Origin of the sequence: Microbacterium sediminis, from assembly GCF_004564075.1 — a bacterium.
Lineage (GTDB): Bacteria > Actinomycetota > Actinomycetes > Actinomycetales > Microbacteriaceae > Microbacterium > Microbacterium sediminis.
Genome location: NZ_CP038256.1, coordinates 863,677 through 880,748, shown reverse-complemented (window position 1 = coordinate 880,748; position 17,072 = coordinate 863,677). Strand labels below are relative to the sequence as shown.

General features: G+C 72.1%; 14 protein-coding genes. 7 read left to right on the top strand and 7 right to left on the bottom strand.

The window, feature by feature from the left end; genetic code table 11:
- Positions 1-2 precede the first annotated feature (2 nt).
- The 4 genes from rbfA to nusA all read right to left on the bottom strand — a co-directional run bounded on the left by rbfA (position 3) and on the right by nusA (position 4,606).
- Entirely contained in the window at positions 3-431 is a 429-nt protein-coding gene (rbfA, locus tag E3O41_RS04190; RefSeq protein ID WP_067025820.1) for a 30S ribosome-binding factor RbfA, read from the bottom strand.
- A gap of 72 nt (positions 432-503) precedes the next feature.
- Complete coding sequence (infB, locus tag E3O41_RS04185) at positions 504-3,257, bottom strand: translation initiation factor IF-2 (RefSeq protein ID WP_067025818.1); 2,754 nt, start codon at positions 3,255-3,257, stop codon at positions 504-506.
- A gap of 59 nt (positions 3,258-3,316) precedes the next feature.
- The gene (locus tag E3O41_RS04180; protein WP_083990903.1) at positions 3,317-3,589 is read right to left on the bottom strand and encodes a YlxR family protein; all 273 of its coding nucleotides are present in this window, start codon (positions 3,587-3,589) and stop codon (positions 3,317-3,319) included.
- Between the two features lie 33 nt (positions 3,590-3,622).
- Complete coding sequence (nusA, locus tag E3O41_RS04175; protein ID WP_067025816.1) at positions 3,623-4,606, bottom strand: transcription termination factor NusA; 984 nt, start codon at positions 4,604-4,606, stop codon at positions 3,623-3,625.
- Positions 4,607-4,720: 114 nt separating this feature from the next.
- On the opposite strand from nusA, the gene E3O41_RS04170 reads away from it, so the two are divergent.
- Positions 4,721-6,256: an alanine/glycine:cation symporter family protein gene (locus E3O41_RS04170; RefSeq protein ID WP_135012046.1), complete on the top strand. Its 1,536-nt coding sequence runs from the start codon at positions 4,721-4,723 to the stop codon at positions 6,254-6,256.
- A 202-nt stretch (positions 6,257-6,458) separates the two neighbouring features.
- Here E3O41_RS04170 and E3O41_RS04165 read toward each other — a convergent pair whose 3' ends face one another.
- From E3O41_RS04165 to E3O41_RS04155, 3 genes are all read right to left on the bottom strand, one after another.
- Positions 6,459-9,101 (bottom strand): ExeM/NucH family extracellular endonuclease, encoded by a 2,643-nt coding sequence (locus E3O41_RS04165; RefSeq protein ID WP_162303966.1) that lies wholly within the window; start codon positions 9,099-9,101, stop codon positions 6,459-6,461.
- A gap of 148 nt (positions 9,102-9,249) precedes the next feature.
- Positions 9,250-11,016 (bottom strand): proline--tRNA ligase, encoded by a 1,767-nt coding sequence (locus E3O41_RS04160; protein ID WP_067025808.1) that lies wholly within the window; start codon positions 11,014-11,016, stop codon positions 9,250-9,252.
- Between the two features lie 133 nt (positions 11,017-11,149).
- Positions 11,150-11,752: a TetR/AcrR family transcriptional regulator gene (locus E3O41_RS04155; protein WP_067025806.1), complete on the bottom strand. Its 603-nt coding sequence runs from the start codon at positions 11,750-11,752 to the stop codon at positions 11,150-11,152.
- A gap of 67 nt (positions 11,753-11,819) precedes the next feature.
- Between E3O41_RS04155 and E3O41_RS04150 the strand changes: the two genes are divergently transcribed.
- The 6 genes from E3O41_RS04150 (at position 11,820) to E3O41_RS04125 (ending at position 17,071) form a co-directional block, all read left to right on the top strand.
- Positions 11,820-12,482: an NAD(P)H-dependent oxidoreductase gene (locus tag E3O41_RS04150; protein ID WP_135012042.1), complete on the top strand. Its 663-nt coding sequence runs from the start codon at positions 11,820-11,822 to the stop codon at positions 12,480-12,482.
- Between the two features lie 33 nt (positions 12,483-12,515).
- Positions 12,516-13,154 carry a pyroglutamyl-peptidase I gene (gene pcp, locus E3O41_RS04145; RefSeq protein WP_173849899.1) on the top strand — a complete coding sequence of 213 codons (639 nt, stop codon included), beginning with the start codon at positions 12,516-12,518 and terminating at the stop codon, positions 13,152-13,154.
- 56 nt (positions 13,155-13,210) lie between these two features.
- Positions 13,211-14,650, top strand: coding sequence for an RNB domain-containing ribonuclease (locus E3O41_RS04140; RefSeq protein WP_067025802.1), 1,440 nt, complete (start codon positions 13,211-13,213; stop codon positions 14,648-14,650).
- 58 nt (positions 14,651-14,708) lie between these two features.
- Positions 14,709-15,599: an LLM class flavin-dependent oxidoreductase gene (locus E3O41_RS04135; protein ID WP_067025800.1), complete on the top strand. Its 891-nt coding sequence runs from the start codon at positions 14,709-14,711 to the stop codon at positions 15,597-15,599.
- 132 nt (positions 15,600-15,731) lie between these two features.
- Positions 15,732-16,088 (top strand): ArsR/SmtB family transcription factor, encoded by a 357-nt coding sequence (locus E3O41_RS04130; RefSeq protein WP_067025798.1) that lies wholly within the window; start codon positions 15,732-15,734, stop codon positions 16,086-16,088.
- Positions 16,085-17,071 (top strand): cation diffusion facilitator family transporter, encoded by a 987-nt coding sequence (locus E3O41_RS04125; protein ID WP_067025796.1) that lies wholly within the window; start codon positions 16,085-16,087, stop codon positions 17,069-17,071. The genes E3O41_RS04130 and E3O41_RS04125 overlap by 4 nt, the downstream gene beginning before the upstream one ends.
- The last annotated feature ends 1 nt before the right edge of the window (position 17,072 follow it).

Sequence of the window (17,072 nt, the reverse complement as noted above, 5' to 3'; positions counted from 1 at the left end):
GGTCAGTCCTCGTCGTCCTCGTCGCGCCGGTACGGGTCGGCATCGCCGGCGTACCGGGCGTCCTTCGCGAGGCTCGCGACCGCCTGATCCTGCTCGCGGGCGCGGCGCAACAGCTCGGTGAGGTGCGAGGCCTCCTCGGGCAGCGCGTCCGGAATGAACTCGAGCGTCGGGGTCAGCCGCGTGTTGAGCTTGCGACCCACCTCGCTGCGGAGCATGCCCGTGGCGGCCTTGAGCGCCGCCGCGGTACCCTCGCGCTCCTCGTCGGTGCCGTAGACGGTGTAGAACACCGAGGCGTTCTGCAGGTCGCCCGTCACGCGCACGTCGGTGATCGTCACGAAGCCGAGCCGCGGGTCGCGCAGGCCCTTCTGCAGGCGCTCCGACAGGACCACGCGAATGCGGTCGGCCACGCGTGCGACGCGTTCACCAGCCATGATTCCCTCCCTGGGAACGATTGTGCCGGGCAGTCGCAGGACCGCCCGGCACAATCATCGATTCACTCCCGATCAGGCGCGAGGCTTCTCGACCATCTCGATGGTCTCGATCTCGTCACCCACCTGGATGTCGTTGAACTTGCCGAGGCCGATACCGGCCTCGTAGTCGGTCTTGACCTCGGTGACGTCGTCCTTGAAGCGACGCAGCGACTCGATGGCCAGGCCATCGGCGAGCACCACGCCGTCGCGGATGACGCGCGCCTTGGCGTTGCGCGTGATCGTACCGCTGCGCACGATGACACCGGCGATGTTGCCGAACTTCGAGGAGCGGAAGACCTCGCGGATCTCCGCGAGACCCGCCTGGGCCTCCTCGTACTCCGGCTTGAGCATGCCCTTGAGCGATGCCTCGACGTCGTCGATCGCGTTGTAGATGACGTTGTAGAAGCGGATGTCCACGCCCTCGCGCGCCGCGGCCTCGCGGGCCTTGGTGTCGGGGCGGACGTTGAAGCCGATCACGATCGCGTTGTCGATCGTGGCCAGGTTCACGTCGGACTCCGTGATGGCACCCACACCGCGGTGGATGATCCGCAGCTGCACCGAGTCGTCGACCTCGATCTTGAGGAGCGACTCCTCCAGCGCCTCGACAGCACCGGACACGTCGCCCTTGATGATGAGGTTGAGCGACTCGACCTTGCCCTCTTCGAGCGCCTTGGTGAAGTCCTCGAGCGACATGCGCTTGCGGGCCTTGGCCAGCTGGGCGTTGCGCTCGACGGCCTCGCGCTTCTCGGCGATCTGACGGGCGGTGCGGTCCTCATCGGTGACGATGAACATGTCGCCCGCTCGCGGCACCGAGTTCAGACCCTGCACCTGCACCGGACGCGACGGGGCCGCCTCGGTGACGGCGTCGCCGTTCTCGTCGATCATGGCGCGCACACGGCCGTAGGCCGTACCCGCGACGATCGCGTCGCCGACGCGCAGCGTTCCCGACTGGATGAGCACGGTCGCGACCGATCCGCGGCCCTTGTCGAGCTTCGCCTCGATGGCGACACCGCGCGCGGCCTTGTTCGGGTTGGCCGTGAGGTCCAGGCCCGCGTCGGCCGTGAGCAGCACCGCGTCCAGGAGGTCCTGGATGCCGATGCCCTCGCGCGCCGACACGTCGACGAACATCACGTCGCCGCCGTACTCCTCGGCCACGAGGCCGTACTCGGTCAGCTGCTGGCGCACCTTGGCCGGGTTGGCCTCGGGCTTGTCGATCTTGTTGACCGCGACCACGATCGGCACACCGGCCGCCTGGGCGTGGTTCAGCGCCTCCACCGTCTGCGGCATGATGCCGTCGTCGGCGGCGACCACGAGGATCGCGATGTCGGTCACCTCGGCACCGCGGGCACGCATGGCCGTGAAGGCCTCGTGACCCGGGGTGTCGATGAACGTGATCGCGCGCTCGATGCCCTCGTGCTCGGTCCAGATCTGGTACGCACCGATGTGCTGGGTGATGCCACCGGCCTCACCCGCGACCACGTTGGTCTGACGGATCGAGTCGAGAAGACGCGTCTTACCGTGGTCGACGTGACCCATGACGGTCACCACCGGAGGACGGATCTCGAGGTCGGCCTCGTCCTCCTCCAGCTCCTCCTTCTCGAGGTCGAGACCGAAGCCCTCCAGGAGCTCCTTGTCCTCGTCCTCGGGCGAGACCATCTGCACCTTGTAGCCGAGCTCGGCGCCGAGGACCTCGAAGGTCGCCTCGTCGAGCGACTCGGTGGCCGTGGCCATCTCGCCCAGGTGGAAGAGCACGGTCACGAGGTTGCCCGGGGGCACGCTCATGCCGCTGATGACCTCGAGCTTGTCGGCGAAGTCCGCGATCGATGCGCCTCGGCGCATGCGGATGATCGTGTTGCCGTCGCCGCGCGGGACCTTGACGCCACCAACGATCGGCGCCTCCCGCATCTCGAACTCTTGACGCTTCGCCCGACGCGACTTGCGCTGCTTGGACTTGCCGCCGCCCTTGCCGAACGCGCCGGCCGTGCCACCGCGTCCGCGGCCACCGGGGCCGGGACGACCGGGGAAACCGCCACCGGGCGCGCCACCGGGACCGCCGGCGCCGCCCGGACGGAAGCCGCCGCCGCCACCGGGGCGACCGGGTCCGCCGGGACGCTGCTGGAACGGCGCGCCGGGACGACCGGCACCGCCGGGACGACCCGGACGACCGGGACCGCCGGGGCGCGGCGCACCGGGACGCGGGGCGCCGGGGCGCGGGGGCTGGGGCTTGGGGATGTTGCCCGGGGTGGGGCGCTGGCCCATGCCCTGCGCGGACGCGAACGGGTTGTTGCCCGGACGCGGACCGGCGGGACGCTTGCCCATGCCCTGGGCCGAGTTGAAGGGGTTGTTGCCGGGGCGGGGACCGCCGGGGCGCGGGCCGGGGGCCGGCGCGGATCCGCCGGGCGACGGCGGCGACGACGGGGTCGCGGCGGGCTTGGCCTCGGCCGGCGCGGCCGGAGCCTCGGCCTGGGGCGCGGGCGCCGGAGCGGCCGCGGCCGGGGTCGCGGGGGTCGCCGCCGGAGCCGGGGCGGGGGCCGCGGGCTTGGCGGCGGGACGTGCGGGGCCGGGGCGGGCCGGCGTCTTGCGCGGCGCGCCGGGCTTGGCACCGCCGTCGGCCGGCTTCGCGACGCCGTCGGCCTCGAGCGCGGCGCGCAGCTTGCGCGCGACCGGCGGCTCGATCGTGGATGACGGGCTCTTGACGAACTCGCCGAGATCCTTCAGCTTCGCGAGCGCGACCTTGCTGTCGACGCCGAGCTCGGCTGCGATCTCATGTACGCGTGGTTTAGCCACAATTCTCCTGTCTGGGCGGCCTGCCCGGACAGGGGCAGACCATCAAAGGCGGACGGGTCTCATTTCGAGCCGTTCACTTGGTTTCCATAGCTGTTCAGCCATTCCTCGAAGGTCTGCGTCTCGAGCGGGCCCGACACGCGCAGAGCTCGTACGAAGGCGCGGCGCCGGATGGCGTTCCCCGCGCACTCGGGCGAGGGATGAACCCACGCGCCCCGCCCGGGCATCGACTTCCGCTCGTCCACGACGAGCTGGGAGTCGCGAGCCACCACTCGAAGGAGGGAGGACCGGGAGGCACGCGTGCGACAGCCGACGCACGTTCGTACGGCTTCCATCCTACACCTCGGACCGGATGCGAACGCCGGTCATCAATCCATGATGCTGTCGGGCTGGATGTCGATCTTCGCGCCCGTCAGCTTGGCGGCGAGGCGGGCGTTCTGCCCCTCCTTGCCGATCGCCAGCGACAGCTGGTAGTCCGGCACGAGCGCCCGCACGGCCTTCGTGGACGCGTCGAGCACGAAGCTCGAGGTCACCTTGGCGGGCGAGAGCGCGTTGGCGACGAACGTCGCCAGCTCCTGGTCGTAGTCGACGATGTCGATCTTCTCGCCGCCGAGCTCCTCGGTGACGGCCCGCACGCGGCGGCCCATCTCGCCGATGCAGGCGCCCTTGGCGTTGATCGACGGGTCCTTCGCGAACACCGCGATCTTCGTGCGATGGCCCGCCTCGCGCGCGAGCGAGGCGATCTCGACGAGACCGTTCGCGATCTCCGGCACCTCGAGCGCGAAGAGCTTGCGCACGAGGCCGGGGTGGGTGCGCGACACGGTGATCTGCGGCCCCTTCTGCCCCTTCGCCACGCTCGTGACGTACACGCGCAGGCGCTGGCCGTGGCTGTAGTCCTCGCCCGGGACCTGCTCCTCCGGCGGCAGGATCGCCTCGACCGAGCCGAGGTCAACATGGATCATGCGGGGATTCGGGCCCTGCTGCACGATGCCGGCGACGATGTCGCCCTCCTTGCCGCGGAACTCCCCCAGCACGGCGTCGTCGGCGATGTCGCGCAGGCGCTGGCTGATGACCTGCTTCGCGGCATAGGCGGCGATGCGGCCGAAGTCCTCGGGCGTGGACTCCTCCTCGCCGATGACGGCGCCCTCGTCGTCGGTCACGGGCACGAGGATCGCCACGTGGCCGGTCTTGCGATCCAGCTCGGCGCGGGCGCCGGCGGGCACCTCGCCCATCTGGGAGACGTGCTTCTCATACGCGGTCAGCACCGCCTGCTCGATGATCCGCACGAGCTCGTCGAACGGAATCTCCTTCTCACGTTCGACGGTGCGCAACAGCCCGAGATCGATGTCCACAGCGGCCTCCCTATTCAGCTCTCGTCGGCATCCGGCTCGCCGACATCCCTCCAAGATAGCGCGCGGCCGGCGCCCCATCCTGTGCAGACGCCCGCGCACCGGCAGACTGTCGGGATGGACGACATCCTGCTGGCCCTGGAGACCTGGTTCGCCTCCGTCGGCGACGCGTACTGGACGTGGGTGGTGCTGCCCATCGTCGCGATCCTCGGCGTCTACCTCACCATCCGCTCGGGCGTGGTGCAGTTCCGGCTGCTGCCGGAGATGTTCCGAACCCTCACCGACAAGACCCCGCTCGACGACGACGGCAGGCCGCAGTCCGTCTCGTCGTTCCAGGCGTTCACGATCTCGGCCGCCTCGCGTGTGGGCACCGGGAACATCGCGGGCGTGAGCACGGCGATCGCGATCGGCGGTCCGGGAGCCGTGTTCTGGATGTGGGCGATGGCCTTCATCGGGGCGGCGTCGGCGTTCTTCGAGTCCGCCCTGGCGCAGCTGTTCAAGGTGCGCGACGCGGCGGGCTTCCGCGGCGGCCCCGCCTACTACATGACCCGCGGCCTGAAGGCCCGGTGGCTCGGCGTGACCTTCTCGGTGCTCCTGCTGATCTGCTTCCCGTTCGCGTTCAACACGCTGCAGTCGAACACCATGACGATCGCGATCGACAGCGCGATCGGCACGATGGGCGGCGGGTTCGACACCCCGGAGTGGGTGCCGCTCGCCATCGGCGTGGTGATCGCGGCGCTGACGTCGCTCATCGTCTTCGGCGGGCTGCGCCGGATCGCGTCGTTCACGCAGGCGATCGTCCCGATCATGGCGCTCGGCTACCTGCTGATCGGGCTCGCGGTCGTCGCGGTCAACCTCGAGCAGCTGCCGGCGGCCTTCGCCTCGATCTTCACCGAGGCGTTCGGGTTCAACGAGATGGTCGGTGCCGCATTCGGCTTCATCGTGATGACCGGCGTGAAGCGCGGCATGTTCTCGAACGAGGCCGGGCTCGGCTCGGCGCCGAACGCCGGTGCGGCGGCGGCCGTCACGCACCCCGTGAAGCAGGGCCTCGTGCAGTCGCTCGGGGTGTACTTCGACACCTTCCTCGTGTGCTCCATCACGGCGTTCACCGTGCTGGTGGCCGTGCCCGACCTGAGCGGCGCACCGCGGGGCCTGGAGCTGACGCAGCTCGCGCTGGAGCGGTCACTCGGCAGCTGTTCGCTCGTCGCGCTCGCGGCGATCATCTTCCTGCTGGCGTTCAGCTCGGTGATCGGCAACTACTACTACGGCGAGTCCAACCTCGAGTTCATCTCGACCAGCCCGCGGATCCTCACCGCGTACCGTGCGCTCGTGGTCGCCGCCGTGCTGGTCGGCGCCGTGCTCTCGGCCGGGGTGGTGTGGGCGTTCGCCGACGCCGTGATGGGCCTCATGGCGCTGACCAACCTCGTCGCGCTCGCGCTGCTGTCGGGCATCGGGTTCCGCCTGCTGCGCGACTACACGGCGCAGCGCCGCGCGGGGCACGACCCCGTCTTCACGCGAGACCGCATGCCCGACGTCGAGGGCATCGAGTGCTGGACCGACGAGCGCAGCGTCACCGGCGCGATCGACGTACGGGCGGCGCAGCGGCAGGCGCGCAAGCACCGCGATCACCTGCACCACGCACCGCGCGCGTAGCGGGCTCGCGCGGCGCGGCGCAAGCCCCCCCTACGCGCGCCCGGGGCCCGGAAAGGTATGAGAAATGGCTGCCAAGGCGCGCTCCACACCGCCATCTCTCATACCTTCTCGGCGGAACGCGAGGCCTTCTCGGCGGGAACGCATCTCCGCGCGCACGCGAAAGGGCCCGCTCCTCCCGGGAGCGGGCCCTTCGTGATCGCGGTCAGACGCGCTTCTTCCAGCCCTTTCCGGGGTGGTCCTCGCCCTTGTCCACGCCCTTGCCCTTGCCGGGGTGGCCGTCGCCCTTGTCGACGCCGTGGCCCTGACCCGGGTGGGTGCCGGGCTGGCCCGGCTCCTCGGGCTGCTCCTGCTCGGGCAGGTCGAGGCCCACGACGATCGGGTTGTGGTCGCTCGCGCGGAACACGCTCTCGTCGTACAGCAGGGTCGCGTTGTAGTTGTACCGGCTGTACTCGAACGCGATCTGCTCCTGCGCGTTGATCTGCCACACGTCCACACCGGTCACGAGCTCGAGCGCCTCGGCGTTGGCGAAGACGTGGTCGAGCGAGCCGTTGAGGCCGTCGTAGTTGTACGTGGCCTCACCGCCGTTGAGCGCGTAGTTCAGGTTGGTGTAGCCGCCCGCCTCGATCACGCGCGCGGGGTCCTCGGCCGCGTAGGCGTTGAAGTCGCCGGCGAGGAACACCGGCTCGATGCCGGTGGCCGCCTGCACCTCGGCCGTGAAGGCCACCAGCGCGTGCGCCTGCGCGACGCGGTCGGGGTTGGCGTTGCCCTGGCCGGTGCCGTCATCGGTGCCCGAGCCCTTCGACTTGAAGTGGTTCGCCGCGACGAGGAACGCGTCGGCGTCGTCGGCTCCCACCGCCTTGAAGGCCTGGAACAGCGGCTGGCGGGCGTTCGAGAAGGCCGGCTCGTCGGTGAGGATGACCGACTCCCCCACCCGCTCGACGTCCGCGGTGCGGTAGATGAACGCGTTGCGGATGACGTCCTCGCTGGCCGGAACGGCCGCGGGGCTCGGGGCGTAGGCCCACACGCCGGCGCCGTCCTTCTCGTTCAGGGCGGCGACGAGCGTGGCGACCGCGAAGTCGCGGTCCTTGCCGAAGTGCGCGGAGTTCTCGATCTCCTCCAGCGAGACGATCGAGGCGTCGAGTGCGCTGATCGCGTTGACGATCTTGGTTTCCTGGCGCTCGAAGCTCTCGGTGGTCGCCGCGCCGCGCGGGCCGGTGTCGCCGCAGTCGTTCGCCGAGATCGGGTTGCCGTCGCGGTCGTTGTAGGTGGTGCAGCTGCCCAGCCCGAGCTCGACGTACTCCTCGGCCGTGGTCGGGAAGTAGTTGAGCACGTTGAAGGTCGCGATGGCGAGGTCGCCGCCGACATCCTCGCGCGCTGCGTTGGCGGCGCGCACGTCGCTGAAGGTCACGTGCGCGGAGCCGTCACCGGTGACGGGCGTGGTGGGCTGCAGGCTCCACGCGTCGTAGCGGTAGTCGAGCACGAACGGCTGGACGAAGTCGACGTGCGAGCCGACCGAGACCGGCGTCTCGGGCGTGAGGTACGCGAACGGGATCGACCGGTTGCTGGCGGTGTTGTAGTTCGTGCTCTTGGCGTCGTCGAGCAGGATCGAGCGCGCCGTGTTGTCGGCCGTGGCCGCCGCGATCGCCGCCGTGTCGTGCGGGTCGATGTCGGCCGTGGGCTGACGCAGCGGCTCGTCGCCGTAGGCCAGCGTGAAGGTGCCGTAGTAGTTGGCGTCGTAGTTGTCGGTCACCGTGAGCTGGTCGTTCAGCAGCACGAGCTCGCTCTCGTGCGCCTCCTTGCCCTCGGGCGTGGCGATCGCCGCCCAGTCCGTGACCGGCGCGACCTCGCCCAGCGAGGCCGGCAGCACCTCGAGCGCGTCGACGGTGATCTCGGTGAGCCCGTTGTACTCGCTCACGGCGCCGGTGACGCGCACGCTCTGGCCGATCTCGGCGCGGGCGCGGTTGCCCCAGACGAACACCGCGTCGGAGGCGCCGTCGGCCGGGTCACCCGCGGGGTCCTGCAGCACGAAGCCGTTGAAGCCGCCCTCGCGCCAGTCGGCGGTCACGACGCCCTCGACGGTGACGGTCTGGCCCTGCAGCGGCGAGACGGCGCCGGTGCCCTGCACCTCGCGGATCGGCACGGCGACGGGGTCGGGCGTGGGCTCCGGGGTCGGCTCGGGCGTGGGCTCCGGGTCGGGCGCGGTGCCGGCGGCCTGCGGCGTGGGCGCCGCGGTCTGGAAGTCGGCCGCGTTCACGTCGGTGTCGACGCCCGCGCTCACCCGCTGCGTGCTCGTGCCGTTGGCGGTGCCGGCGGCCGGCGCGCCCTCGAACGCCACGGCCCCGCTGCCCCACCCGATCATGTCGACGAGTCCCTCGGCGCCGGCGAGGTCGCCCGTCGTCGCCGCGTACTGTCCGGTGCCCTCGTGGAGGTACACGCGGCCGGTCGAGCCGGAGAGGTTGGGCGAGGCGGCGACCTGGTCGGCCGCCGGCAGCGGCTGTCCGTTGCCGTTGCCCGCCGCCAGCTGAACGAGGAAGAAGCCCTGCGCCGGGATCGTGCCCTGCAGCGCGACGGTGCCGCCCGATCCACCGGCGGCCGACTTGTAGTCGATCGTGAGCCCGGCGAGGTCGATCGCCGACCCGGTCGGGTTGTACAGCTCGACGAAGTCGTTCTGGTACGCGGCGCCGCTGTTGCCGCCGCCTCCGTACACCTCGTTGATCACGACATCGGACGCGTCGGGCGCCGCCGTGGCGGCGAGGGGCGTGAGGGCGACGAGGCCGCCCGTGGCGAGCGTCGCGGCGGTGAGGGCTGCCGCGCGACGGCGCGCGGCAAAGGGCGATCGGGTCATGGAGTCACTCCCGGGAGATCGGACAGGTCCCTGGATGCTCGCACGGGCGTGTGACATCCCGGTGAACAGCCGGCGGCCGATCCCCTCGGACGCCGAAAGCCGCCGCGGCCCCGTGGCACGCGACGGCTTTCGGCGGCGGATCAGGCGATCAAGCGGTCAGGCGTGCCACGGCGTCGGCAACCGGGACGGTCTCGCGCTCGCCCGTGCGGCGGTCCCACAGCTCCACCAAGCCCTCGGCCGCGCCGCGGCCGACGACGAGCAGCTGCGGCACGCCGATCAGCTCGGCGTCGCCGAACTTCACGCCCGGCGAGGCCTTGGGGCGGTCGTCGTAGAGCACGTCCTTGCCCGCGGCCTCGAGCTGCGCGATCACGGACTCGGCGAGCTGGTATGCCTCGTCGCCCTTGCCCGTCGCCACCACGTGGATGTCGAACGGCGCGACCGAGGCCGGCCAGATGAGGCCGCGCTCGTCGTTGGACAGCTCCGCGATGATCGCGAGGATGCGGGTCACGCCGATGCCGTAGGAGCCCATGGTCACGGTGACCTGCTTGCCGTTCTCGTCGAGCACCTTGAGCCCGAGCGCCTCGGCGTACTTGCGGCCCAGCTGGAACACGTGCCCGATCTCCATGCCGCGCGCGAGCGTGACCGGACCCGATCCGTCGGGGGCCGGGTCGCCGTCGCGCACCGTGGCGACCTCGAGGAAGCCGTCGGCGGTGAAGTCGCGCCCGGCGATGAGTCCGTACACGTGCGCGTCGTCGGCGTTGGCACCGGTGATCCAGGTCGTGCCGTCCACGACGCGGGGGTCGAGGAAGTAGCGGATGGCGGTGGCGGAGTCCTCGCCCAGGAGCGGGCCGGTCGCGGTCCACGGGCCGATGAAGCCGCGCACGAGGAGCGGGTTGCGCTCGAAGTCCTCGGGGCTGGCCTGCTCCACCTCGGCGGGCGCGAAGGCCACCTCGACGCGCTTCATGTCGACGTCGCGGTCGCCGGGCAGGCCCACGACGACGACCTCGCGGGTGCCGTCGAGGTGCGTCAGCGCCAGCACGACGTTCTTGAGCATGTGCGCGGCCGTCCAGCCGCCCTCCGGGGCGCCGGGGACGGCCTCGTTCGCGTGGGCGACGAGCGTCTCGATCGTCGTGGTGCCGGGCGAGTCGAACACGACGGGCTCGGGCTTGCCGTCGAACGGGATCGGCTCCGGCGCGAGCGTGGTGAACGCCTCGACGTTGGCGGCGTACCCGCCGGCGCTGCGCACGAAGGTGTCCTCGCCCACGGGCGTGGGGTGCAGGAACTCCTCGCTGCGCGAGCCGCCCATCGCCCCGGCGTCGGCCTGCACGATCACGTACTCGAGCCCGAGGCGCTGGAAGATGCGCTCGTAGGCGTCGCGCTGCGCCTGGTACGACGCGTCGAGCCCCTCGTCGGTGTAGTCGAACGAGTACGCGTCCTTCATCGTGAACTCGCGGCCGCGCAGCAGGCCCGCGCGGGGGCGCGCCTCGTCGCGGTACTTGTCCTGGATCTGGAAGATCGTCAGCGGCAGGTCCTTGTACGACGAGTACAGGTCCTTCACGAGCAGGGTGAAGACCTCCTCGTGCGTCGGAGCCAGGAGCATGTCGGCGCCCTTGCGGTCCTGCAGGCGGAACAGCGCGTCGCCGTACTCGTCCCAGCGGCCGGTGGCCTCGTAGGGCTCCCGCGGCAGCAGCGCCGGGAAGTGCACCTCGTACGCGCCGGAGGCGGCCATCTCCTCGCGGATGATGGTCTCGAGCTTGGCCTTCACCCGCAGGCCGAGCGGCAGCCACGCGAACACGCCTGGCGCCTGGCGCCGGATGTAGCCGGCGCGCACGAGCAGGCGGTGGCTCGTGACCTCGGCGTCGGCCGGGTCTTCACGGAGCGTGCGGAGGAAGTAGTGCGAGAGACGTGTGACCACCGCTCAAGTCTAGGCACCCGCGCCCGCGCGCTCCGCCGCGCGGTGCCCGCTCCGGCGCGACGTTGCCGGCCGCAGGGTTCCGGCGCCGCTGCGGACCGGATCCGCGGAATCGCCCTACGGCCGGGTCGCTCCCCTACGCCCGGCCGGCACGCGGCGCCCGCGTGCGGATCGCCGCGACGAGCGCGTCGAAGGCCGCCGCCGCATCGGGCGGGATGTGACCGGCGACCGACAGGTGCGCGAGGCCGTGGACGAGCGCCCAGTAGCCGGCCTCGGCGTGCCGGCGCCGCTCCTCGTCGAGGTCGGGCGCGACGGCGGCGACGGCCGCGGCCAGCAGCTCCTCGTTCTCGCGGATCATCGGGGCCATCGCCGGCGTCGGGGAGGCGGGATCGCAGATCTCCGGATCGAACACGATCGCGAAGCCGTGCGGGTGCCGCTGCGCGTACGCCACGTACGCCAGCCCCAGGGCGCGGACGCGAGCGTCGGGATCGGTCTCGGCCTCGACGGCGGCGATCTGGGCGTCGAGCATGCGGCGCAGGTGGCGCTGGGCGAGGCCGTTGAGCAGGGCGGTCCGGTCGGCGAAGTGGTGATACGGCGCGTTGTGGCTCACGCCCGCCCGACGCGCCACCTCGCGCAGGCTCAGCGCCGCCGATCCGCGCTCGGCCAGCAGCGCGTCGGCGGCGTCCAGCAGCGCCGCGGCGAGGTTGCCGTGGTGATAGCGCGAACCGGAAGTTGACACGCGCAAGATCGTAGTGGATCCTGACAGTGCCCAGAATCTGGACACCGCCCACATTGATCGGAGAACCATGAGCACCCTCGTCATCGACGGCCACCCCGACGCCGACTCCCTCGTCGCCTCACTCGCCCGGCGCTACGCCGAGGCGCACGGCGACGCGCGCCTGATCGCGGTCCGCGACCTCGACTTCGACCCCGTGCTGCGCCGCGGCTATCACGCCGACCAGCAGCTGGAGCCCGACCTGCAGGAGGCGCTCGAGGCGATCTTCGCGGCCTCGCACATCGTGGTCGCCACGCCCGTGTGGTGGGCGTCGGTGCCGGCCCTGCTGAAGGGCTTCTTCGACCGCGTGCTGCTGCCGAAGGTGACCTACCGCTATCGATCCAACGGCCTGCCCGAGGGCCTCCTCGCCGGCCGCACGGGGCGGCTGATCGTCACGAGCGACTCGCCGCGCTGGTTCCTCGCGCTCGCGGGCGACTCCACCGTGACGCACGTACGCAACCAGACGATGCGCTTCTGCGGCATCCGCCCCGTGCGCACCTCGCGGTTCACCGATGTGCGCCACGCCGACGAGGCGCGCCGTGCGGCCTGGCTCGATCGGATCACCGCGGACGCCGAGCGCGATGCCGCCCGCGCCCCGCGCCGGGAGGAGGCGGCCGCCCTCGCCGCGCGCCGAGAGGAGGCGGCCGCCCTCGCCGCGCGCCGAGAGGAGGCGGCCGCCCTCGCCGCGCGCTGACCCGGGCGCGGCCGGCGACCCTAGGCTGGGACGATGGCGACCGTGCTCCTCACCGGCTTCGAGCCGTTCGGCGGCGACGCCCGCAACCCGTCCGGCGAGGCCGTGGCCGACGTCGCGCGGGCGTGGGATCGCGCCGAGCGGCTCGTCACCGCGGTGCTGCCCGTGGCCTACGACGCCGCGGGCGACGCCCTGCGCGGGCTGATCGCCGAGCACTCCCCCGACGTCGTCATCGCCACCGGGCTGGCCGGGGGTCGCACGCAGGTGACGCCCGAGCGCGTGGCGATCAACCTCCGCGATGCCCGGATCGCCGACAACGACGGCGCCCAGCCCGTCGACGAGCCGAGCGTCGCCGGCGGCCCCGCCGCGTACTTCGCCACGCTCCCGGTGAAGGCGATCGCCCGCGCGATCGCGGAGGCCGGCATCCCCGCCGCCGTCTCGCACACGGCCGGGACCTTCGTCTGCAACCACGCGATGTACGTCGCGCTCGACGCCGCGGCGGAGCGCCCCGGCACGACGGCCGGCTTCGTCCACGTGCCGTGGTCGGACGAGACCGCGCCGGAGGGCGCCCCCTCGCTGCCGGCGGCCGAGATCGCCCGAGCCCTCGGCGTCGCGGTCCGCACGGCGCTCGACGTCGACCGCGACGACGCCCACTCCGCCGGCACGATCCACTGAGCCGTCCGCGCGCGGGCGCCGCTCCATCGGGCGGCGCCCGCCCGTAGGCTGGCCCCATGCCGGGCCGATACGCGCACCTGACCCCGTCCGCCGTGCAAGGGGCGCTCGCCGAGTCGCTCGCCGAGCTGCGCTGCACGCTGGAGCTGCCGGAGGCGTATCCCGCCGACGCCGAGGCGGAGGCGGCCGCCGTCGCCGACGCCGCGGCGGTGGACGGCTCCGACGACGCCCGCCCCGATCTGACCGACCTGCCCTTCCACACGATCGACCCGGAGGGCTCGCGAGACCTCGATCAGGCCCTCCACCTGGAGCGGTCCGGCGAGGGCTTCGTCGTGCGCTACGCGATCGCCGACCTGGCGGCGGTCGTCCGCCCGGGCGGCGCGATCGACGCCGAGACCCGCCGCCGCGGGCAGACCCTCTACGCGCCCGACGGATCGGTGCCGCTGCACCCGCTCGTGCTGTCACACGGCGCCTCGTCGCTCCTGCCCGGCGAGCGCCGCCGCGCCTACGTCTGGCAGTTCACCCTCGACGCCGAGGGCGCGGTCGCGTCCACCACGCTCACGCGCGCGTGGGTGCGCTCGGTGCGCCAGTGGAGCTACCCCGAGGCGCAGGCCGCCATCGACGACGGCTCCGCGCCCGAGGAGGTCGCACTCCTGCAGACGGTCGGGCCGCTGCGCATCGCGCTCGAGGCCGCGCGGGGCGGGGCCAGCCTCAACTCCCCCGAGGAGGAGGTCGTGGAGGGCGAGCACGGGTACGAGCTGCGCCGGCGCACGCCCCTGGTCGTCGAGGACTGGAACGCGCAGCTCTCGCTCATGACCGGCATGGCGGCCGCCGATCTCATGCTCGGCGCCCGCGTGGGCATCCTGCGGACGCTGCCGCCGGCGGAGCCCGACGCCCTCGCGGAGTTCCGCCGCAAGGTAGCGCTGCTCGATCGGCCATGGCCCGACGACATCGACTACGGCGAGTACCTGCGGCGCCTCGACCCGGCCGATCCCGCCACGCCCGCCGTGCTGCAGGCGGCGGCCGCGCTGTTCCGCGGCGCCGGCTACGCCGCGTTCGACGGCGAGCCGCCCGCGCAGGTCGAGCAGGCGGCGATCGGCGCCCCCTACGCGCACGCCACCGCTCCCCTGCGCCGGCTCGTGGATCGCTGGTCGCTGGCGATCTGCCAGGCCGCGGCGAACGGGCGGGAGATCCCCGACTGGGCCCGCGCGTCGCTCGGCGAGCTGCCGTCGATCATGCAGGAGTCGGGAGGGCTCGCCAGCCGCCTCGAGGGCGGGGCGGTCGACCGGATCGAGGCCGCCGTGCTGCACGCGCGCATCGGCGACGTGCTGGATGCGATCGTGCTCGCTGAGACGAAGGGCGGCTCGCGCGTGCAGATCGCCGACCCGTTCGTCACGGCGACCGTGCGCGAGAAGGCCGACCCCGGCTCGCGCGTCCGCGTGCGCGTGGAGTCGACCCGCATCGACACGGGCGAGGTCGCGCTCCGGCTCGCCGGCTGACGCCTTCCCGGGGAGCGGAGGCGGAGCCAGCGGGCCGCCGTCAACTAGCGTGGGCTTCATGAAGTTCTCGCTCTGGCTGCCCGCGAATCTGCCCTGGTCCGACCTCCTCGCCGCGGCGACGCACGCGGCCGACGCCGGCTGGCGGGGCGTGTGGCTCGAGGACCACTTCATGGACAACACCGACGAGCCCAACGACGGCGCGCGCGGCGAGTGCCTGACGCAGCTGACGGCGCTCGCGGCGACCGTGCCCGGGATCCGGATCGGATCGATGGTGCTCGGCAACACCTACCGCCACCCGGGCGTCGTCGCCAAGCAGGGCGCGGCGATCAGCGACATCAGCCAGGGCCAGTTCGTCCTCGGCGTCGGCGCGGGCTGGCAGGAGAACGAGCACCGCGCGTTCGGCATCGAGTACGGCGACGTGCCCAGCCGCATCCGCTGGTTCCGCGAGGCCCTCGCGATCTGGAAGGGCCTGCGCGACGAGAATTTCGTGGACTTCTCCGGCGAGCGCTACACGCTCGAGCACGCGTCGCTGAACCCGAAGCCGCACCCGAGCCTGCCGATCCTCATCGGTGGCAAGGGCGAGAAGGTCATGCCGCGGCTCGTGGCCGAGTACGCCGACGAGTGGAACTTCTGGTCGACGCCCGATCAGTACGCCCCGAAGAACGAGATCTTCACCGCCGCCCTCGAGAAGGCTGGGCGCGATCCGAAGAGCCTGTGGCGCACCACCCAGGCGCTCACCTTCCAGCAGCCCGACGGCGCCGAGAAGGCCGCGCGCATGGGTCGCCCGGCGATCGGCGGCACCCCGCAGCAGCTCGTGGACACGATGGCCGCGTACGCCGCCGGCGGCGTGGACGAGTTCATCCTGCCGCTGACCTCGCTCAGCGACGTCGCGAAGATCAACGACCTGGGCGATCGGTTCCTCGCCGAGGTCGCCGCGCACGTGAGCTGACGCCGGGCACCGCACGGTTCCCGAGTGCGCTGGTGCCGCGAGGAGACGCGCGGGCGACGCGAACGCACCTCCCGACGGCGATCTCCGGCAAGAGCACACCGGGGAAGCGCTTCGATGTGCAAGTATCTGCGTATGGACGCAGATACGAAGGTATGCGGCATCGATCCCGACAGCACGTTCGTCGAGCTCGCCGTCGAGGTGTTCCAGATGCTCGCCGACGCGACGCGCGTGCGGATCGTCCTCGCGCTGCGGCAGGCGGGCGAGCTGTCGGTGAATCACCTCGCCGACATCGTCGACAAGTCCCCCGCCGCCGTGTCGCAGCACCTCGCGAAGCTGCGCATGGCGCGCATCGTCGCGACGCGGCAGCAGGGCCAGCGCGTGTTCTACCGGCTGGAGGACGAGCACGCCTCGCAGCTCGTGACCCAGGCCATCCAGCAGGCCGAGCACACGATCGGCCGTCCTCGGCATCACCACCAGGCCTCGGCATGACCGCCCACGACCACGACCACGGGGAGCACGCGCACCCGACGGGGCTGCGGGGGTTCCTCCACGAGGTCTTCGTGCCACACACGCACGACGTGGCGGACGCGATCGACGACCCCCTGATCTCGCACGCGGCCGGCGTCCGCGCGCTCAAGGTCAGCCTCGCCATCATGCTCACCACGACGATCGCGCAGGCGGTGATCGTGTCGTTCAGCGGATCGGTCGCCCTGCTGGCCGACACGATCCACAACCTCTCGGACGCACTCACGGCCGTGCCGCTGTGGATCGCGTTCTCGCTCGCCCGGCGCCGCCCGACCCGCACCTACTCGTACGGCCTCGGACGCGCCGAGGATCTGGCCGGACTCGCGATCGTGGTCGCGATCGCCGCATCGGCGATCGTGGCGGCCTGGCAGGCGATCGACCGGATCATCGACCCCCAGCCGATCTCGCACGTCGGCTGGGTGATGACGGCGGGGGTCGTCGGCTTCCTCGGCAACGAGGCCGTCGCGATCTACCGGATCCGGGTGGGACGGCGGATCGGCTCCGCCGCTCTCGTCGCCGACGGCGTGCACGCGCGCACGGACGGGTTCACCTCGCTCGCCGTCGTGATCGGCGGCATCGGCGTGCTGCTCGGCTTCCCGCTGGCCGATCCGATCGTCGGTCTCCTCATCGCGGCGGCGATTGTCGCGCTTCTCGTGGGCACCGTGCGATCCGTCGGCCGGCGCCTGCTCGACGGCATCGATCCGGCGCTGCTCACCCGCGCCGAGCACGCCCTCGCGCACGTGGAGGGCATCGGCTCGGTCGACCGCCTCCGCCTGCGGTGGGTCGGCCACCGGCTGCACGGCGACGCGGTCCTCACGGTGACCGCCACGACGCTCGCCGAGGCCGAGGCGATCCGCCTCGCCGCGCAGGAGCAGGCGCGGGCGCACCTGCCTCATCTCGAGGAGTTCGCGGTGGAGATCCGCCCCGGCGATTCCGTGGCACGCTGAG